General features: G+C 57.3%; 12 protein-coding genes, 1 pseudogene and 1 riboswitch. All 13 genes and pseudogenes read left to right on the forward strand.

The window, feature by feature from the left end; genetic code table 11:
- Positions 1–33: 33 nt before the first annotated feature.
- A riboswitch (TPP riboswitch) is annotated at positions 34–130 on the reverse strand.
- A gap of 691 nt (positions 131–821) precedes the next feature.
- The 13 genes and pseudogenes from AB8B31_RS30715 (at position 822) to AB8B31_RS30775 (ending at position 21,220) form a co-directional block, all read left to right on the forward strand.
- Positions 822–1,460 carry an invasion associated locus B family protein gene (locus AB8B31_RS30715; protein ID WP_018246565.1) on the forward strand — a complete coding sequence of 213 codons (639 nt, stop codon included), beginning with the start codon at positions 822–824 and terminating at the stop codon, positions 1,458–1,460.
- A gap of 12 nt (positions 1,461–1,472) precedes the next feature.
- A complete protein-coding gene (locus AB8B31_RS30720) occupies positions 1,473–3,194 on the forward strand; it encodes a ShlB/FhaC/HecB family hemolysin secretion/activation protein (RefSeq protein ID WP_018246566.1) in 1,722 nt (573 codons plus the stop codon).
- 11 nt (positions 3,195–3,205) lie between these two features.
- Positions 3,206–3,673, forward strand: a complete 468-nt coding sequence (locus tag AB8B31_RS30725) for a hypothetical protein (RefSeq protein WP_018246567.1) — start codon at positions 3,206–3,208, stop codon at positions 3,671–3,673.
- A gap of 46 nt (positions 3,674–3,719) precedes the next feature.
- Entirely contained in the window at positions 3,720–4,274 is a 555-nt protein-coding gene (locus AB8B31_RS30730) for a hypothetical protein (RefSeq protein WP_439007649.1), read from the forward strand.
- A 99-nt stretch (positions 4,275–4,373) separates the two neighbouring features.
- Positions 4,374–14,447: a hemagglutinin repeat-containing protein gene (locus AB8B31_RS30735; protein WP_439007650.1), complete on the forward strand. Its 10,074-nt coding sequence runs from the start codon at positions 4,374–4,376 to the stop codon at positions 14,445–14,447.
- 8 nt (positions 14,448–14,455) lie between these two features.
- Entirely contained in the window at positions 14,456–15,028 is a 573-nt protein-coding gene (locus AB8B31_RS30740) for a hypothetical protein (RefSeq protein ID WP_018246570.1), read from the forward strand.
- A gap of 581 nt (positions 15,029–15,609) precedes the next feature.
- Positions 15,610–16,029 carry a hypothetical protein gene (locus AB8B31_RS30745; protein ID WP_108565348.1) on the forward strand — a complete coding sequence of 140 codons (420 nt, stop codon included), beginning with the start codon at positions 15,610–15,612 and terminating at the stop codon, positions 16,027–16,029.
- A gap of 137 nt (positions 16,030–16,166) precedes the next feature.
- Positions 16,167–16,280, forward strand: a pseudogene (locus AB8B31_RS30750) (RNA ligase family protein); the annotation flags it as partial.
- Positions 16,281–16,659: 379 nt separating this feature from the next.
- Positions 16,660–17,211 carry a hypothetical protein gene (locus AB8B31_RS30755; protein ID WP_018246574.1) on the forward strand — a complete coding sequence of 184 codons (552 nt, stop codon included), beginning with the start codon at positions 16,660–16,662 and terminating at the stop codon, positions 17,209–17,211.
- Positions 17,212–17,285: 74 nt separating this feature from the next.
- A protein-coding gene (locus AB8B31_RS30760; protein ID WP_130747538.1) for an IS3 family transposase occupies positions 17,286–18,475 on the forward strand; the annotation gives its coding sequence in 2 pieces (ribosomal slippage) (positions 17,286–17,535 and positions 17,535–18,475; 1,191 coding nt in all).
- A gap of 746 nt (positions 18,476–19,221) precedes the next feature.
- On the forward strand, positions 19,222–19,581 hold the full coding sequence (locus AB8B31_RS30765) for a hypothetical protein (RefSeq protein WP_018246576.1): 360 nt from the start codon (positions 19,222–19,224) through the stop codon (positions 19,579–19,581).
- A 560-nt stretch (positions 19,582–20,141) separates the two neighbouring features.
- Positions 20,142–20,573, forward strand: coding sequence for a barstar family protein (locus tag AB8B31_RS30770; RefSeq protein WP_245268296.1), 432 nt, complete (start codon positions 20,142–20,144; stop codon positions 20,571–20,573).
- A 236-nt stretch (positions 20,574–20,809) separates the two neighbouring features.
- Entirely contained in the window at positions 20,810–21,220 is a 411-nt protein-coding gene (locus tag AB8B31_RS30775; RefSeq protein WP_130768815.1) for a hypothetical protein, read from the forward strand.
- Positions 21,221–21,319 lie beyond the last annotated feature (99 nt).

The raw sequence follows: 21,319 nt of genomic DNA on the forward strand, positions 1-21,319 counted from the left end.
GGGGCGGGCACGGGGCGGTTCGTGCGGGCTAAGCCGCGACCCCGAGCGACTCCCTCCGCCGGCATTATCCGGTTCAGGTTCGAAGGGTGCTTCTCAGCCCGTCTTTCGACGAACGCCCCTGTCTCTCATCGCGCTCTTTTTCGCAGAGAACGGGCCTGATGTCACCTCGAAAATGACAATCATGCGACCGATGCGGCGCGACGATGGCTATGGATGATTTATGGGTCTGGATTGCCCTTCATAAGGACGAGAGATCGCCGCCGATTCGTGTCTTGACCAGGTTTTCCCGAATGTCGTCTGCGGGTTCTGTTCCGGGCTGCCCTCGTCGTTGCCGTTTTGCCATGCGGCTGTCCTCTCCTTTTCGAGAAGAATAACAGTAGCAACCGTGGGTGCAATGAATTTCTAAAATACATCTCTGTATTTGTGAGGAGCATCGAGAAAAACGCAGATGCCGGAGCGGCTCTTTTCTTCGAAGGAACGAGGCTCATCTTTTCAAGACTTCGCAGCAGTGTGGATAGTGCGGAATTATTCACCCTATCCGTTCATCTGTCGAATTTTCAATGCAAACGGGCAGGTGGACAGCTTCGCGTAAGTTGCGCGTCGTCTCATGGTCCTCGCCAATCGGTTTTATTCGAGCGTTGAAATCTCTTGGCGAATTCGTTGAGGGCGAGTCTCAGCCAAGGCAAGACTTAATCTCCCAGAACGTGAAGTAAATATCTAACGGAAACTTTACCGTGCTGACACGCTTAGGTTGACTAAATGACGGATTGTAGCGATACGGCTTTACACGCGAATAAAATCTTCCTGAAGTTGTATTTTCAATGAGAAAATTTTTGAGAATCGGCATGAAGCGGACTCGTCCGACTATCGCCCCTGTTTTGATATTCATTGCTTGTGCCAACCCGGCTTCTTCGCAATCACCTGTTCCGGCCGATCAAGGACCGGAACAGGTGCAGGCGCCCGCTCAACCGGCGCCGACCATGAAATCCCAGAAATTCGACGACTGGTATTATCGCTGCACCGGTTCGGCAGGCGCTGAGGCCTGCGAAGTCGCCCAGGTCGCGCAAGTCACCAAAGACGGCAAACCCATCAATATCCTGACGTTGGCGATCGCAGCTTCGCCGGCCGGTTCCCAGGGCAAGGGCGAAAAGGGCAAGGGCGACAAGGGCAAGCCGCGGCTGATGCTGACCGCCCTTCTGCCGCTCAACGTCTTCCTGCCCTCCGGCCTGTCAATCAAAGCCGATGGTAAGCCGGTCGCCAAACTCGACTATCGCAATTGCAACCAGTCCGGATGCTGGGCGCAGCAGGCGCTGGATACGAAGACGGCCGCGGCGCTGAAGAAAGGCTCTAGTGCTGAAGGGCTGGTGCGGCTGATGAACGGCCAGGACGTCAATATCCGTTTCTCGCTGAAAGGGCTGAAGCCGGCCCTCGACGAACTCCAGCCCACTGCCGTGAAGTAGCCGAATTTCAAGATGACGACAGACATTCGATCCTCCCTGGTTGTCGGCGCCGTCCTCATGATCGGTGCCGCTTCCGCCCACGCACAGTCGCCGGCCGACGATTTTAACCGCCGCCAGGAAGAGCAGACGCAGTCGCAGCGGCTGGATGCGCTTCGCCGTGCCACACCGGGCGGCAGCGCGGATGGGGAAAACGGATCTTTGCCCGCAGGCCCCGGAAATGGCGCCTGTTTCGACATCACGCGTGTCGAGATCGATGGGGCAAACCTGCTATCGGCACAGGAGATCGGCAAGGTGACCGCACCTTACGGCAACCAATGCGTCGGCCTTGCGGAGATAAATGCGGTGCTGCGCGATGTCACGCACCTTTATATCGATCATGGCTATGTGACCTCGCGGGCCTATGTGCCGCAGCAGGATATCGCCAAGACCAGGATCCTCCGCCTGCTCGTCGTCGAAGGCACGCTCTCGGACATCTATCTCAATGGCCAGAAAGTCGTCGGCAGCGGTTCGCTGGCGACAGCCTTTCCGGGCCTGATCGGCCGGGTCGTCAATATCCGCGATATCGAGCAGGGGCTCGACCAGATGAACCGGCTGCAGGCCAACGACGCCAAATCCGCCATGCTGCCCGGTCCCAACGACGGAACGTCGATCCTGAATATCGAAAACCGCCCGGGCCGACCCTGGCATGTCTCCCTCGGCAACAACAATATGGGGCAGGAAAGCACCGGTTTTTCCCGGAGCTCGGCATCGCTGGGCTTGGACGACCTGCTTGATATCAACGATCAGTGGAACTTTTCATACGAGCATAGCGGTCCGGACTATCCGTGGCGCAATGACGGAAAGGGATATGGCAACAGCTATTCTGGCAGCGTCAGCGTCCCCTACGGTTACTCCACTGTCTCGCTGAACGGCTCCTGGTACCAATATGAAAGTGCGGTCGAAGGAAATTTCTCATCGCTCGAAACCTCGGGCAACTCAGGGCAGGCAGGTCTCGGCATTGATCGCGTCGTCTTGCGCGACAAGGATTCGATTACGACTGTCCGCAGCAGCCTGACCTATAAACAGACGAACAACTTCCTGCTCGGCAATCTGATCGAGGTCGGCAGCCGCCGCTATACGGTCGGCGAGATCGGTATTTCCCATTCCCGCCGCATGTTCGGCGGCATCTGGGTGTTCGATGCCAGCTACGACAAGGGGCTCGGTCTCTTCGATGCCGTGGAACCGGGCGATCCCGGCGCCGGCAACGCCGATCCGCGATTTTCAAAGTTCAACGCTACGATCAGCGTGACGCAGCCGTTCACGCTGGCCGGTAGGCAGCTCGAGCTGACCTCGCTGCTCAGCGGTCAATATTCCCCCGACAATCTCCTTGGCGCGGAGCAGATCTCGCTTGGCAGCTACAGCAATGTCCGCGGCACGCGCGAAAGCGTGCTGTTCGGCAATAGCGGCATGTTCAGCCACAACGAGATCGTCTGGAGAACGAAATCCAACGAAAGCGGCGATGCAGTCGCGAAGGTCCTCGGCGAGCTGCGCCCTTACCTCGGCCTGGACTACGGCCATGTCTATTCGCAAAAACGCTTCGACATGACGGGGGGCGATCTCGCCAGCTGGACGGCCGGTATCCGCGCTGTCGGCGGCAATATCAGCGCCGACCTCGGCTATTCCGACATCGTTGCAAGCAGCCTCGACCAGGTCGACGGCGGGCTCTTTTATTTCAGCGCATCCACTCATTGGTAACGGAAGCAAAAATGACCACCGGCAATATTTCGAAGAATGATCTCACTCAGACCTTTTCAACATCGACAGCGCTGATTCTTGCCCTTTCCATCTCGCTTGCCGGCTGCGCCGGCCGGGATGCCCGGCCGGTCGCTTCGACCAACCCGACCGACAGCGCGTTCGATTGTGCCGGCATCGCACGTGAATTCGAGGCGAACGAACGGCAGATCACGTCGACAGTGAAGGAGCGGACGGACGCGCAGGGCAAGAATATCGTCCTCGGCGCGACCGGCGTCCTGCTGTTTCTGCCTGCGCTGTTTTTCATGGATCCGAAATCCCCCGAAAAGGTCGAGATCGATGCGTTGCGCAACAGGAACAATGTCCTGACCAGCATTGCCAAATCGAAAGGGTGCCCCGCGCCCAAGTCCCAGTTGACCGAGCTCTACAAGCATCTCGACGCCAAGGCCAAGCCTGCATCGTCGTCGGACAACAGGAACTGAATTTCGCTGACACTCGAACCCTATGCCTGAATCCCGGAGTTTCTCTATGCGTATCGTGCGTTTTCTAACCCTTCTCCTTCTGGCGGCGACACTTGCGTCCTGCGTCACCACCGACCCTCGGCTTGTCGCCGCGCTCAAGCAGACCTCGGTCTCGCAGATCCGGGTCGAGACGGCTCCGGATGTCACGATGGGCGGGTTCTTCGATCGCACGAAGCCGGACCCGCAGCTGCCGGCAGTCGTTCGCACATTGCAGAGCACCATGGCGCGCGAGCTGACCGGCTTGCCCGGCGGACCCGTCAAAGGTCGTCTGGTTGTGACCCTGCATACGGTCAACGTGTCGAGCAAGCCAGGACGCGTCATTGCCGGGACCGATAGCTACATCCAGGGAACGGTGCGGCTCGAAGATGTCAAGACAGGCCAGTTGATCGCCGAAGCCCAAAGCATTCGCGGCGACGATAAAGGCGTAAAGGGAGGTGGCGAAATCGGCATCGTCATTGCGATGGCCATTAAAGCTGTGCAGTCCCAGGGAGAGGACGCGCTCGCCCAAAGGCTCTCCAATTCTTTCACCCGCAATGTGAAGACCTGGCTCAGCCAGAAATAAATCCTGCGATGAGGCCCAGCGCCGCCGCAGTGACGGCGGCGCCGAGCCACGATTGATATCGAGACACAAAACCAGTTGTGCGTTTGGGAAGACAAAACGATGCGTGAGAAAACCGGCCTTGGTTCTGAAGCAAGGGGGCTTGGCTGCCGGCTCGGCAGATTTGGCAATCGCTCGCTTGCCATCGTGCTCAGCACGCTCTTGGTCTTTCAGCCGATGCTTGCCAATGCGCAGTCGGTCTCTGCGAGCACCACGGCGCCCGCCGCCAACCAGCCGGGCGTCGGCGCCGCCCCGAACGGCGTGCCGCTGATCGACATCGTCACCCCGAATGCAACCGGCTTGTCGCATAACAAATACGACAATTTCAACGTCGGCACGCCGGGCCTCATCCTCAACAACTACAAGGGCGAGATCGGCAATTCCAATCTCGGCGGCGTCACGCCGGGCAATCCTAATCTGAATAATTCTGCTCCGGCATCGGTCATCCTCAACGAGGTGACCAGCGGCAATCGCTCGGCTTTGAACGGCCCGACCGAGGTGTTCGGCGGCCGCGCCGATGTCGTCATCGCCAATCCGAACGGCATCACCTGCGACGGCTGCGGCTTCATCAACACGCCGCATGCGACGCTGACCACAGGCGCGCCGCAGATTGGGGCCGATGGCAAGCTCAACGGCTTTATCGTCAATGGCGGGGATGTCACCATTGGACCGAACGGCGGCAACTTCGCTGCCGGGCCCGCCGCGGTCGATCTCTTCGACATCGTCTCGCGCGCGGTCCACGTCAACGGCCCGGTCTATGGCAAGGACCTGCGCGTGACGGCGGGTGCATCCAACTTCGACTACGCGACGGGCAATTCCCAGGCCCTCGCTCCGATCTCCGGCACACCGGAATATGCGATCGACGGCACAGCACTTGGCGCCATGCAGGCCGATCGCATCAAGATCGTCGTCACCGAAAAGGGCGCCGGCGTGCGCATGAGCGGCAATCTTGCGGCCAACACCAACGAATTGTCGCTGTCGGCCGACGGCAAGATCTCGCTCGGCAACGTCTCCGGCCAGCAGGGCGTTTCGATCTCCTCGAAGGCGAAGGTGACGGCCGCCAAGGTGGCGTCAAAAGCCAAGGTTGCCGTTCAGGCGGATCAGGGAATTACCCTCGATACGGTTGCCGCCGACGGCGACATCCTGCTTTCGAGCGGCAGCGGGTTGTTGAGTGTCGGCGCCGAGGTGAACAGCGCCGCCAACGTCCTGATGTCGTCGGATGCCGGCATTGCCGCCGGCAGCGTTATCGCCGGCAATGCGCTTACCCTGTCCAGCACGTCGGGTGACATTCAGGTCGCCGGTGCGGTAAAGGGCACCGGGGCGCTCTCCATCACCGCCACATCAGGCGCGATCTCGGCTGCCTCGCTCGTCAGCAGCAACAATATCGCGCTTTCCGCAGGCGCCGATATCGGCATCTCCGGCGATGTGCTGGCGCAGGGCAACGTCACGGCTTCAGGCCGTTCGATCTCGGCCGCTACGGTCGTCTCGGGTCTCGACATCGCTGCGACGAATGCGGCGGCAAACGGCAGCACAGTTCTATCAGGGGCCGGCGACATCCAGCTTGCCGCCAGCAGCGGCTCCGTCGATGTCGACGCGCTTCTGTCGGCCGGTGATACGTCGGTCACATCAGCGGCGCTGACAGCCCAGAGCGTCATTGCGCATGGCGCCATCGCGATCAACGCGGCCACTGACATCAGCGGTCAGATCCTCAGTGGCGGCAACATCGACCTCACCGGCTCGGCCATCGCAGCCGATGCGATCATCGCCGGCATCGACTTTGCGGGAACGGAAGCGGCCGGCGGCAATATCGTGCTGACGCAGAGCGGCGATCTCTCCCTTGCCGCCAGTGGTGACATCGATACCGGCACCCTGCTTGCGGCAGGCAACATCTCGGCTTCCGCCGCCAACCTCAGTGCCGCCGCCATCACCAGCCATGGCGCGATCGCGCTTTCCGGCAACACTGATATCACCGGCCAGCTCCTCGGCGCCGGCGATGTATCGATCAGCGGCGGTTCGATTGCAGCGGGCACGATCGTTGCCGGCATGGACTTTGCCGCCACCGCCGCCTCGCCGGGCGGTGCCATCGCCGTCGGTACGGCCGGCGACCTGATGCTTGATGCCGGCAGCAGCGGGAGCGTCGATATCGACACGCTGCTTGCCGCAGGCGCTCTCCTCATCGATGCCGGTCGTTTCCAGGCCGATAATGTCAGCGGCCACGGAGCCGTTACCATCAACGCCGATACATCGGTCACCGGCCAGCTCCTTGGAGCCGGCGACGTCTCGGTCACGGGTCCGGCAATTCAGGCCGGCGCCATCGTCTCCGGCGTCGATTTTGCCGCCACCGCGCAGTCGACCAATGGCGACATTGCCCTCGGGCAGACCGGCGCTCTCACGCTCAAGGCGACGGCCACCGATATCAGCGCCGGCAACTTGCTTGCCGCCGGAAACGTCGACGCCAGCGCAGCGGGTGATGTCAGCGCCAACGTCGTTGCGCATCAGGACATGACGATCGCCGCCGGCGGCACGATCGACCTTACCGGCCAGTCGCTTGCCGCCGGCAACGCCAGCCTCTCGGCGCGGGATATCACCGTCGATACTCTCGTTTCCGGCCTCGACTTCGCCGCCACCGCTGCATCCGCCGACACGCTGAAGCTCCAGCAGACCGGCAGCATGAGCCTTGCGGCCACAAGCGGTTCGATCACGGCCGGCGACGCCCTACTGAGCAGCGGCGCTCTTTCGGCCAGCGCCGGCCAGAATATTGCCTATAACAAGCTCCAGAGCCTCAGCAGCGCTGCGCTCACTGCGTCTGGCGGCCAGATCAGCTACGGCAATCCCACCCGCACAGCCGGCAACCTGACGCTCACCACGACGAATATCGATCTCTCCAATGGCCGGGCGAGCAACATTGCTGCCGGCGGTACGCTGACGCTCAATGCCGCAAGCGCTAACCTCGCCAACAGCAGCCTCACTCTCGGCGGCCTGGCTCTCAATCTCTCCGGCACGGCCGATCTCAGCGGCGCCCGGGTCAATGCCATTACCACCGCCGGCGGTTCGGGCGATATCGCCATCGATGCGACCGGTCTTACGACGACGGCCGGCACCGCGCTGCTCGCCGCCAACGACCTGACGCTGACGCTGCCGTCGCTGATCAATGCCGGGCAATTGGCCGCCGGCAACGATCTCACCTTCAATGTTTCCGGCAACCTCACCAACAACGCCACGGGCCTCGCCTATGCCGGCAAAGACGCCAGCCTCTTCGTCGGCGGCGTGCTCACCAACAATCAGGGCGCCATCCTCGCCAACCATGACCTTCAGATCGCCGGGGTGGCGGCCGGGCTGAGAAACACTGAGTTCACCAATATTTCCGGCCTGATCCAGGCCGGAAACGACATGTCGATCCTGACCAGCAACCTGACCAACAGGCGGGTTGCCACGCCGCAATGGACGACCGGGACGCTGGTGTCTTCAGGCGTCGTCAGCGGTTTCACGCTGAATCCCGTTGCCGCCGGCCTGCCGTTCGGTTACCTCGAGACCGCAGATCAGAACATGTACCAGCTCTATGCGGGCGTCGATCCGGGCTTGTGGCAGGATTATCAGCCGCTGCTCTGGTCGAAGGCGACGCTTGCCGACGGCACGACTTACCGCGCCTGGACCTGGATCTCGGCCGACGGACCGGAGAAGGTCGGGCCGATCATCGACTGGATCAGGGACCGGGTGCCGAGGGACGCGAACGGCAATCCGGTTGCCGATCCCAACAATCCGTCGCGATACTTCATCGTCGACGAGGTGAATTTCAGCGGCTCGGACGAAAGCACCACCTACTCCTGGGATTGGTCGTCCCATCTCAGTCAGTCGGTCTACGAGGACCGCATGGTCGGCACGCTCAGCCCGGAAGCGACGATCCGGGCGAGCCGCAACCTTTCGATCGACGCCACGAATCTCACCAACTCCTACAGCTCGATCGAGGCCGGCGGCGACGCGACGCTGGAGGGCTCAACGCTGACCAATACCGGCGTCACCCTCTTTCGCACGACGACGACAACCTGCAACGCGCAGGGCGCCTGCACGGCCTATGATGCCAATGGCAACGCCAATCCCTCGAAGAACATCGCCAACGGCACGACGATCGTCAGCTCCGTCCAGGCGATCGGCGGCGTATCGGCCAACATCAAGGCCGGCGGCGCCCTCTCCGTCAATTTCGGCAGCGTCAACAACACCTCGGCGGCCGGCTCGATGGCAGGCGGCGCCAGCCTGGCGGCATCAAGCAATCCCGGCGATCCGCTTTCAGCGCTCGACGGCCTGACCGCCGGCGGCGCGTTGTTCAATGTCAACTCGGCGCTCGGCGGCGTCACCGCCAATGGCGGCAGCCTGCGTGCCGGGCTCGGCAATATTGCCGACCGCATCCGCGTCGACGGCGCGGCCCTTGCGGCCGCCGCCAAGCCGAAATCGGGCGGCGTCGGCGGCACCATACCCGGACAGATCTTCCTGTTCGAAACCCGCGCAGCCTATCTCGATGTCGGCAAGTTCTATGGCTCCGGCTATTTCATGAACAAAATCGGCTACGTGCCGGAGACGACAGTTCCGTTCCTCGGCGATGCCTATTTCGAGAACCAGCTGATCGACACGCAGTTGCGGCAGCTTGTCGGCGAAGGCCTCGGCAGAAGCACCTTCATCGCCGGCAATGACGCCATCGAGCAGATGAAGACGTTGCTCGACAACGGTGCCGACTATGCCAGGGATAACGGCCTAGTTGTCGGCCAAGGGCTTACTCCGGAGCAGGCGGCGGCCCTCACCAAGTCGATCGTCCTCTACCAGTGGCAGACTGTCGACGGCGTCCAGGTGCTTGCTCCTGTCGTCTACGTCGCCGCCGCCGACCGGCAGAAGCTTAGCGGCGCCGGCGCCGTCATGGCGGGCGGCTCGGTCGATATGAATGTCGGCAATCTGGACAATTCCAGTCTGATCGCATCCGCTGGCGGCCTTACCGTCTCCGGCAGCTCCATCCAGGGCAGCGGCACGTTCCTGTCGCGCGGCGACACGACGCTCAATGCCACCAACGGCATCACGCTGGCGGCCCAGACGATGACGATCGGCGGCCAGAACCTCGTCAATGCCAATGCAGGCGTGACGGCAGGCGGCAATCTGCTGCTTGCCGGCGGCAGCGGCGATCTGGCGCTGAAGGGCGTCAAGGTCAATGCAACGCGCGACGCCTCGCTCACCGGCAACAACGTGACGCTGGCTGCGGCCAAGGTTGACAACGCAGGCCAGCAGAATGCCACCGGCACCCAGGTCGCCAGTGGTAAGGCTCTGTCGATCAAGGCAACCGACAATGCCAACGTCATCGGCAGTTCCGCCAAGGCGGGAACGACGCTTGACGTGACCGCCGACAAGGGCTCGGTGGCCGTGGTGTCGACCGATGTCGCCCGCAACAACCAATCCGGCTACACCAAGACCCTCTCCACCGACCAGCAGCAATCGCAGCTATCCGCCGGCACGAATGCGACGATCAAGGCCGGCGACGACATCCTGCTCTCCGGCTCCTCCATCAAGGGTGGTGACAATGTCGCGCTGAATGCCGGCGACGATATCAATATCACTGCCGCTCAGGAAACATCCGCCAGCTCCTTCGGCAAGAAATCCGCCTCGTCGATCACCAATGTCGGCTCGGAGATATCCGCCGGCGGCGATCTCTCGGTGACGGCAGGCAACGGCAGCGGCGATCACGACCTCAACATCGTCGGCAGCAAGCTCGCCGCCGACGGCAAGCTTTCTCTCAAGGCCGATGGCGACGTAACCATCGCCGAAGCCACCGACACCGCCACCCTCGACACCAAGCTCAGCACCAAGGGCGGTTTCCTCGGCAGCAGCGAGAAGACGACTACGCATCTGGAAACGACGACGGCCGTCGGTTCCGCCATCACAGGCGGTGGCGGCGTCGATATCTCTTCGGGCAAGGACACGGTCATCTCGGCCTCGAAGATCGAAGCCGGCAACGAGGCCGGCGCCGACCCGGCGGACCTCAACATCAGCGCCGGCGGTGACCTGATCATCGCCTCCGGAATGGATACCAGCGCCAAGGACGACAAGAGCTCGCGTAGCGGCTTCCTGTCCAAGGGTTCGTCCAGCCACAAGAGCTACGATGAGACGACCGTCGCCTCCGAGCTCGGCGCATCGGGCAATATCAATCTGACCGCCGAAGGCGCGGCGGTGATATCGGGCTCGAAGGCCAATGCCGACGGATCGATTTCCGTCACGGGCGACAGCGTCTCGATCATCGGGGCGCAGGAAACCCACGAGCTAGAGGAGCAGCGCAAGAAATCCGGCTTCGGCGTCGGCGGCGGTGGCGGCTTCATTTCGATCTATGGCAGCCAGCAGAACAAGGGCGCCCAGGCGTCGACACTGAATGTCGGTTCGGCACTTTCGGCCGGCGAGGACGTCAATCTCAAAGCTCGAACAACCGACCTGAACATCATGGGTTCGTCCGTCGATGCCGAGAACGACATCAACCTGTCGGCTAAGCGTGACGTCAACGTGACGCCGGGTGCGGAAAGCTTCTCGCAGTCCGAACAGGAGAAGAAGTCTGGCTTCGGCATTTCCTTCGGTTCGAGCGGGGGCGGCTTCTCGGTAGGCATCGGCGCGCAGACGAGCAAGGACAGCTCGGCACAACAATCCGACACCAATGCGGCCTCGATGCTGTCTGCCGGCCGCGACCTCAACATCTCCGCCGGCAACAACGTCAATCTGCAAGCCGCGGGGGCCTCGGCCGAACGCGATGTCAACCTGTTTGCCGGCAAGGACATTAATCTTCTCTCGGCCAACGACGTCACCAATTACCAGGAGGTGCATGAGAAGACATTCGCCGGCGTGACGCTTAGCGTCTCCAGCCAGTTGGGAAGTGCAGCCCAGAGCATTATGAACGGGGCAGAGCGCTTGTCCGATCCGGGCGGCGTTAATGGACTGACCAACAGTGCGATTGCCGGCCTCAGCTTCTATCAGGGCATCAAAAACCTTCAGGGCGTTTATGACGGTCTGACCAGCGCAGATCCGAACGTCGCAACGGGGCTATCGTTCAACATCGGCATCAATGCCGGCGTCAGCCATCAGGAAAGCAGCTCGTCTTCGTCATCTTCGACGCCCGTCGTGACCGCTATCGGCGCCGGCCGCTCGATCACTATGGAGGCCGAGAATGGTTCGATCACCAGCGACGGGGCGCAGATCGTCGCCGGTTACGACAAGTTCGGACTGCCGACCATCTCCGACGATCCTCTGGCTGGCGATATCTTCCTGTCGGCGCAGAATGGCAATATCAATCTGAATGCGGCAACCGGCACGTCGGATACGTCAAGCAAGAACTCATCCTTTAGCGCCGGCGTCGGCGTCAATTTCGGCTGCACCACGAAGACAGGGTGCAGCGCAGATGTCGGCGCCAGCGGCTCCTACGGCAAGGGCGGTTCCGACACCGTCGGCACCAGCCATACGAACTCCCATGTCAGCGGCACCGGCGACGTCACCATCCTCACGAACGATCTGGCGTTGAGAGGGGCGTCTGTTACCGGCAATTCCGTGACGGCCGACGTCAGAAATCTGATGGTCGAAAGCCTGGTGGATACGACGAAGGCCCATGCCGATCAGCTCAGCCTCTCGGGCCAGATTGGCCTTGGCTCCACCGGCGTCTCCGGCGCGACGCAGAAGGCGACGGGCGACGCCGCCGTCGTCGCCGAACAATCCGGCATCCATGCAGCCGCCGGCGGTCTCAATCTCACCGTTGAAAAGCAGACGACGCTCGTCGGTGGCCTGATCACCAGCCAGGCTTCAGCGGAGCTGAACCACTTCGAAACCGGCACGCTCGATGTCGCCGATGTCGATACGCATTCTTCCTGGAAGGCCGACACCTACGGCGGCTCGATCGGCGCCGGCGGCTTGAGCTTCGCCAAGGTCAACGACGGGGAAAGCGCCAGCGGCAAGGCCTATTCGGCCATCGGCGGCAACATCGGCATCACCATCACCGACCCCGAGCACCAGACGCAGGACATCGGCACAATTCGCCGGGACACCGACAACACCAACACCTCGCTGCCCGGCCTGCCGGATCTGCAGAACATCCTGCGCGACCAGTATAAGACACAGGCCGATCTACAGGAAGCGCAGAAGACCATGGCGGGGTTAGTCGGGGACATCGGCAGTGAGCTCTACAAACAGGCTGCTCTGAACCAAGACCAAGTCGGAATGGATTACTGGAAGGAAGGTGGTGCTGGCCGTGCACTGCTGCACGCCATAGGCGGCGGCATCCTTGGTGGCGTTAACGGTTGGGAGGGAGCGATCAAAGCTGCTCTCGGTGGGGCTGCCACGACCTTAATGGCGCCGGCCATCGCCGAACTCGTCAAGGGCATGCTCAAGGGCACAAAATACGAAGGAACGCCGGAAGGCGACGCGCTCGCCAAGCTGATTGGTGCAACCCTTGCTGCTGGTGTAGGCGGAGCTGTGGGTGGCGCTGAAGGCGCTGGGTATGGCGCTGCTAACTATCAGTACAACTATCTCGATCACGCCGACAATGATGCGCTGAATGCTGCCAAAGCAGCGTGTGATGCCTCAAAGCGTACGGACACTAAAGCCTGCGGTGAGCAGACGCGCCTGGAGGCAAAGGATAAGCAACAGCAGGATGCTTACGTAGCTTGCCAGCCAGGCGGGTTCCAAGCAGCCGGCTGCGATGCTGTGTTCGCCAATATGGTGGCAGCGCTTTCCAGCTATAGTGGCACGGCCTCATGGCTTCTTCCCGAAGATCAGTATCAAGCTGCTCTCAAAGAGCTGCAAGACAATGGTGGCCTGGAACAAATCTGGAAAATCATGGCGCCTAACGGGCTCGATAAGCTTTCCGAACAAGAAAAACGCGACGGGTCAAAGCTTATCTATCTTCTCATTCGCGATCCTTCTGGCTTTACCGCCATCCCATCGCTTATCGCGAAAGCTAACAACGGCGACCTTCTCGCCCTCCTGCAGGTGTTGACGCTCTTCGCGAAGTTCAAGGCCTCCGGTGTAAATGTCGACGGGCTTCCTACCAATGCTGACAACGAAGCCGATGAAGTCGGTGAGTGCGTTGGAGGCTCATGCTCTGCTTGTTCATTTGACGGCTCAACCCTTGTGAAGACCGATCAAGGTTTTACCGCAATCCGCAATATTCAGCCGGGGAGCACCCAAGTTTGGTCACGAGATGAGCTTGGGCATGAGGGATTTAAACCCGTGCTTGCGCAATTCGGTAACAGACATTCTAAGACGGTATATCTGACACTTCGGATGGAAAAAGGAGGTCATCGGCAAACCATAACCACGACGCTGACGCATCCTTTCTTCGCGATCTCGAAGCAAAGATTGGCAAGTAACGCAGCATTCTCGGAGGGTCGCGATGTAATGGCGCGATTTGTCAACGGTTCGTGGGTTACGGCGCGTGATCTTAAGATTGGTCAGCAACTGTTCGATGCGGACGGCGGCTGGAGCGAGGTCGTTGGAGTTCGTACCGAAAACAAGCAGCTCGATGCCTACAATCTGACGATTGCGGACTTTCATACCTACTTCGTAAAGCAAGCGGACAACGACAATGCCCAGCCAGTGTGGGTGCACAACGCCTGCGGACCGGATATCAATAAGTTTATTCAGCAGAGCACGAAAACCCGCGCTTCCGAAGTGTTCGAGGCGGCGCAGTCTGAGTTCGACGTCTTGGCCAAGGGCGAAAGTGTCGGTACAAACGGCGGTTCTGTTTTTGCAGCATCCCTGAAGAGTGTTTCCCAAGAAGAGATACAATTTGCATATGATTCTGCGAATTCGGGAAACAAGGTCGTTATTCTTGGCGGATCCAAGAACGGAGGCCTGGACTTCATAATAAACGACCAGCGTTTCGAGTTGGCGACCGTATCAAAGAATAGCACCGTCACGGTGCAACGTTCTATCCTGGAAAAAATTGACTCTAAAACCCGGGTGGCCTCGGGGGCTTCGATTGTCATAGACGGCCGCGCCGCTAATCTGAGCCGCGGGACAGCCGAACAGGCCATGAAAAATGTCATGTCGGATGCCCTGTACGACCAGAACGCGCCAACTATAACGATTTACACGGCACAGGGTAAACTTGTGTATTCCTATCCAAAGTAGAGGTCGAAATGTCGGTTGATTACATGCTTTTGAATCTCGATACCGGGGACATGATCGCTGTTGGTAAGCAAAGGACCCATCCTGCTGTCCCGGAAATCGGGATCTTGGAAGATCATACGTTTTTTGACGGTATTCCTCACTGCGATCAGTCAGAGGATCGGGAGGAATTATACAGGCGATCGGGGCATATTCTAAATTTTTTCCTGGCTCACTCGAGAGGGTGCCGGATAATAGTCATGGCTACGCAAGATATTCTAGATATACTTGATGAAATGGATGAAGAGCCAGGTGAACCTATCATGCATGGCGGGTCCATGCATATTCAAAACGAAAGAGTTGGAGCGCCATACTTTCAAAGACGACTTCAGCATACCAAATCGCGACAGCCGAAATCGGACGCCGAAAAAGAGGTGCAAGAGAAAAGGGCTCTGCAATATCGTGATGAAATCAAACAGCTTATCAGGGCGAATGTAGTGAAGATACCGAACAAGATCGGCGAGCTTGTGCCGACCTTCCAAGCCGGTGATATGGATCCCGATCCCGTTTTCGTGCCTTGGGATGATCGTCGTAGATCGCGTTGATTCATTGTAGGCCGCGCCAGCGCGATGTCGCTCAAAGGAATGCTATGACACCAGCTGTCTGCGTGGCATTTACAGCGGGGGCGGCTTTCAAATTTAGGCAGCTTGAAGATGTATTTCCGAACATTTGAAAGACAATGACGGTGAAATCTTACCTCATTTATTAATGGCAGATTATTGCCGCCTTGTTGAACGAGTTCCTGACGATGAGTGGGTGAGAAGCTTCCTCGCCTACTTGGAGGATAATTTCTTGGGCCAAAGTGAATGGTTGACAGAATTGATCTCGGTTTCATTTGTCGAGCATCTTCTGCCAGACGAGTCTTTATGTGGCCCCGTCGTCAAACTTCTCGGCAAACGAATGCGGGAGGAACATCGACATATTTTCGGAATTGAATAGCCCCAAATAGAGCAGTCACGCGGTATTCCGATGGTATTTGCAGTGTGTCGTCTCCGCATTCGGCGAGTAAGAGAAATATCCTCTGCTGGCAGCATCGAATTTGATAAGATTTACAATGCAAACGGCTGGGAACTGATTTTCAGCAAAAGACCAGAGGACCTCCTCCCTGTGATCAAGCATGCCCTGTATGTCCATGACTGATGTGATTTTTGAATCGGAAAGCCTTTCCTTGGAGCTGGGGTTTTTAGAGCTGGATCCAAACGATCATCGCTCAACGCGTTGGAGCGTCCGGTTGAGCATAAAGCATTCGACTGGGTGTTTTTCCTACCTGGCGACAGATGTTTGGTTCGATACGGACGTGTGGGATGAATTTACAACCGGCCTTTCATCGCAAGAACCGAAAATCCTCAGGCTTGTGGACATGAGCGAAAACTTCCGTTTTGTCATCGAGCGAACTGCAACATCCTTTGAAACCACAATTCAAGTACTTGAACCAATCATTTCACAAGGGATGATACGCCTTGAAGCGCGCTTGGAAAGCGATCTCGATTGGCCGTTGCTGCGCAGCCTAAGGGGTTCTTTCGCCGCCTGCCCCAAGTTTTGGTAGGTCTACCGAATTGAGAGATGACAGGGGCCTAACTCAAATTATAACGAACATCAAAGACGTTGTTGTAATTGGGACGTAAACAATGCCGTCGATTGTTTGTAAGTGCGGAAACCGCCTGAGTTTTGGCGAAATACCGAACTCATGCGCGAAGTCCTGACAGCCGCTATCATCCTCCCCGCGATTGACTAAAAGCGTTTGGCGCCGGGATTTCGCCTCAACTTGCCGACGAGGAGCGTATCATCGGTGAGAATCACCCGCCCGTTCCGACAATTTATCGTGGTCCTTACCGGCCAGGTTTATTCGATGATTTGGCAAAAACGCTGGATCTGAATAAGCAAGAGGGCTTTGTGGCAAGGACTCGGGCGCGTTCGCGGAGAATGCCATGCCTGAATGCGTGGGGGAATATGTCAGGGAAGGACATGTCCACACAGAGACCCATTGGATGAAGGCGGAACTCATCGCAAACCGCTTGGCTGAAATCTAACGACGGCTTCTGGCAAAGTTGCCTGCCATCAAATCGAAAGTCTACCCGACAACGTGCGAGTGGCACACCGCTTCGTTGCACTTCAATCTAGCTTTGCATCAGAGTCATCTGAGTACATGATGAGGCCTTCAAGATAGGGGCGATTCATGAAGTGCATCTCTGAACTTTTGATGGGATTGGCGGGGGCGACCTTGGTCGTTATTAGCGCAGTTCAACCGGCGGAAGCTAACAGTGACAATGGCGAAGACCCATCTTGTGAAATCGTCAACTTTGCATACGCGGCAACCATGAACGCTACCCGGTCGAGCGTGACGGCTTATGCCGAGCAGGACGATGGATCTTTAGTGTTTACTGCCGATTTGCGAACCCAGTTAGGTACTAATTATCTGAAAGATTCAACGCGAAAGCAATGGATCCGTTACCCACAGACAAAGTGGGTTCCAGCGGACGGATTTGGTCCAAAAATAACTGACTGTGTATTTAAGGGTGATGAAAGTCACCTGGATCTCGCAGCAAAGCACTATTCAGCTATCCGTCATGAGGGACCGCAGGTCTCTAAAGTGGATTTTTGGATTACGCATCACGATGGACGAATTGTTAAAATTCGAATTGGGCCGTGGGGAGTCAAGCTTAAGTCCGGACTAGGAGTAATTGAAATCCGGAAGTTCGATGATGAGGCATTGACCCCTCCGCTTTGATCAGCAGCCGTGACCTTGCCCCGTTGAAATAATCCATTTTGAAGTAAGCTCTGGCCCATTGAGAGGACCAGGGAATGAAGCGCAATCGTTTCACAGACGAACAGATCATCGGCATTCTGAAGGAGCACGAGGCTGGCGCGCCGGTCTCGGAGCTTTGCCGCAAGCACGGCGTCAGCGATGCCAGCATCTATAAATGGAAAGCCAAGTTCGGCGGCATGGACGTATCCGAAGCCAAGCGGCTGAAGACGCTGGAAGACGAGAACACGAAGCTGAAACGGCTCCTGGCAGATGCGATGCTCGACAATGCGGCTTTGAAGGACCTTTTGGGAAAGAAGTGGTGACGCCCGCAGCAAGGCGGAAAGCTGTCGCTCATCTGATGGATCACCACCAGATGAGCGAACGGCGGGCGTGTAAAGCCATCGGGTTTTGCCGAATGACGATCCGTTACGAAACCAGCCGCGGCGACGATCATGGCCTTCGCGAGCGCATGAAGGCGTTGGCGAATGAACGCCGCCGCTTTGGCTATCGACGCCTTCATGTACTGCTCAGGCGCGAGGGACACCTTGTGAACCACAAAAAGCTTTTCCGGCTCTATCGGGAGGAGAAGCTCACCGTGCGCAAGCGCGGCGGGCGGAAGCGAGCGATAGGCACACGAGCACCGATGCTGATCCCGCTTGCCGCCAATGATCGCTGGTCACTGGACTTCGTGTCGGATCAACTCACCGATGGACGCAGGTTCCGGGTGCTTACGGTCGTCGACGATTGTACCAGGGAATGCCTGGGCCTCATCGCCGATACGTCCCTTTCCGGCCTGCGGGTTGCCCGTGAGCTGGACCGGATCATCGAGGGACGAGGCAAGCCGAAGATGATCGTCAGCGACAACGGCAGCGAGTTCACCAGCAACAAGATCCTGCAATGGACGGATCGGACCAAGGTGGAATGGCACTACATCGCACCGGGCAAACCGATCCAGAACGCCTTCATCGAAAGCTTCAATGGGCGGCTGCGAGACGAGTTCCTGAATGAAACGCTCTTCTCGTCACTGACCCATGTTCGATCAGCGCTTTCAAACTGGCGCAGCGATTACAACGATCATCGACCGCACTCTGGACTCGGCTGGATGACACCTGCCGAGTTCGCTCAGACAATCAACCCGCGACGTGATGCGGCGCTACGCAGCCGGAACGGCTCCGCACCGCTTCACGCCGCTACCGCCCAGAATACAGCAACCCAAAACCGCTGGAGCGAACTCAAAACTGGATAAAACTTGGGGGCAAGGTCAGCCGCAACAGACTTGCGCTTCCATTCGAACGGTATGTCCGATGCTTTTGTCGAAATCCTGAAGCGGAATTACATGCGATAAAACTTGGGGGCAAGGTCAGCGGGAATAGCTTTTGGAAAATGCTAAATGGAGATCCAATGGATAAAACGATAAGGTCAATAAATTGATATATTCTGCGCTAATCGAGAAAATAGGAGATGATATCGAAGAAGAGGTTTCAGTGCTAATTTGTGAGGAGAGGCTAACTTGCTTCGCGAGTTATATGCCGTATCCAGTACATGTCGGAGAAGTATACGAAGTAGAACTGGTTGCTGTTGTGTTGAATGAGTATTTTATTGAAGAATCTAACGATGAATTGCCGTCAATTTTTCGGACGGGAACAGACTACTCATACTTATTGACTGGCATGTTGGACGAGGGAAATATTAACTGTGGAGCAATAGCTTTTTTTGATGACGTTCTCTCTGAGGATTTTGGGTTTCTCCGCGGAAAAATGGTTTCGTGGAAAGTGGATCGACTGGATATCTGTTTCTTGGAATAATATAGTACTCGCTACAAAGGCTACGGCGATCTCGACAATCCCGGCCTGATCGCCTCCGCCCAGCGGGCTTATCAATGGGCCAGAGCTTACTTCAAAATGGATTATTTCAACGGGGCAAGGTCAGACAAATTGAAAAGGATGCCCCTATCCGAGCAGGGCTGTTCACGCCGAAGGGGAGACCTATTGGATGAGATATGAAGCACCGGAAAGGAAAGGCGAGGAAGACATCGTTGAAACGCTTTCAAGAACGGATAACAGCCCTGAGGAGCGTATAGGAGCAGTACTTTCAGCGCTTTACTATGGTAAAAGCCTTGAATTTTCAGGCGACACACTGATTGGAGAGTTTTCCAGGGCGAAATACTCGGAAAGACGATCGTTGAAGAACTTATTTGAAACTTTCTATGGCATGTGCAGGACAAGCTATCGGGTTGACGACAGCATTGCACTTCTGGAAGCCTACCGGCGGGAAGTCCCAGAGTATGCGCCAGAAATCGATGCGACCCTCGAAGCGCTAAGCGAATATAAAGCAATGTTAAAGAATGTTTGACGTTTGGTTTGGGCGCCCCCGGTATGGTGACATGAGACGACATTGTTACTCTCAACCGTAAAAGGCCAGTTGATCAGTAGGAATTTTTACACTGCTGGATCGCTCGGGCTGCTTGAGATTGGTGTACTTGAATGCGCGATCAAGGAGGAGGCGTGGGAAGTGAACTAGACAGGCTGGAAAGAATATGGAGGCAAGATCGAACGAGATGACGCACGCGTCATTCCAGGTGTCGATCACGTCGATGGGGTCGAAATCGTCTATTTCTCCGATGATGGAAAAAGTAATTTTCGTAAGCAATTTCGAAGTCTCACTTCTTCTGTTGCCCAAGGGCAGCAACACGCGGTGGAATGAATGAACGAGGATGTAGGATCACACCGCCGAATGGCCCTTTGTTCCATGCGGTTGGATACCACGGCGACGTTGAAGGCTGGAGAAAGGATGTTCAAGCCGGGGCTAAGGCACGCGGCTTGTTGTTGGCAGCACCGCCAGACTTCTATACTCAACGGACGGCAGTATCTGGTTCAGTCCGAATCACTATGGAAGCTTTGAGGATCTATGAAATGATCTACTACAATAAAGCGCCAGACCCGACGGTTGGATACGATTTAGTGGTCCGGCTCGATAGAATTGTGGAGCGCGACGAAGATTTATTTCAGATGTTTTGGGGCCAGGGGGTGCTACCTGATTATTTTGGATGGAACGTAGATGCTCTCCTTGATAGTATATTTCTTTGGAAGACGAAGCTTAATAGAAAGAATATTCTCGTTGATTTCGTAGTTAATCTCGCGACTCCGTCACGGACGAACAAGGCTCTGTACCAGTGTTTGCGACGCCAAATCGAAATTTGGCGGGATGAGGACGGCGTTTTTGACGTCTATTTCAGAAGCGATCCCGACGGGGACGTTCGAAAGAAGGTTGAAAATTCAGGAAGGGTTATCACGCAAGCAGAATGGAATGAGAGGATGTCCAGTCGAAGCAAAAAGCGTAGCTAAACGTTCTTCAATGAATTTGACAGAAATTGATCACGAATTACGCAAAGCTCTGGTTTCAAGGGAGCAGTGTGTAGGTTTTGTCGTCCATCGAGGTGAAGCTATTTGGCTGATAGATCAGGTTGATTACTTTACCCCTGATCAACAGAAAAACATTGATGCCATGTGTACTGAGCAACGGTATCGCAGATTTATGCCCGCTGGTTTAACAGCCCAACAGTGGAGCAAGAAATTGCAGAGTGAATTTCGCAACGGCATTCCGCAGCTCACCGCGGATCTCTTTCCCCGATATAGGGATGGTGAAACCGCGAAGGTTGACTCAGCGGACTTTGCTGCGCCGGGAGCTCTTCTCGGAAGACGAAGGCCAGTATGCTGAGTTGGAGACGGAGCTTTTATTCAACACGCCGATGCGAGAAGAACTGGTTCAGCTGCGGATACGGCTGTTTTCGAAGCGGCCGAAGTTCTACATTAATTACGACCGCAAAATATTTATGCATATGGTGCATGGTCGTTCCTATGAAGCGGTCGTGCTTGATGGTTGGTGGGGGGCTGAAGGCGATTTTGAGCATATGATCCCGACATACCATCGTTATTGGGTTAGAAGCACCTCTGAAGACTTCTGGGCTGTTACCAATTTCTCAAACGGCTAGGCAGGGTGGGCGATGTATGAGGCATCTGCCGAATTGTCGAACCACGCGACCATATGTTTTGTGAAGTTTACGCGTTTCCGCCGGTTGCTATCACCTGTG

The organism is Rhizobium sp. 62_C5_N11_2 (genome assembly GCF_051811185.1).
GTDB classification, from domain to species: Bacteria; Pseudomonadota; Alphaproteobacteria; order Rhizobiales; family Rhizobiaceae; genus Rhizobium; species Rhizobium leguminosarum.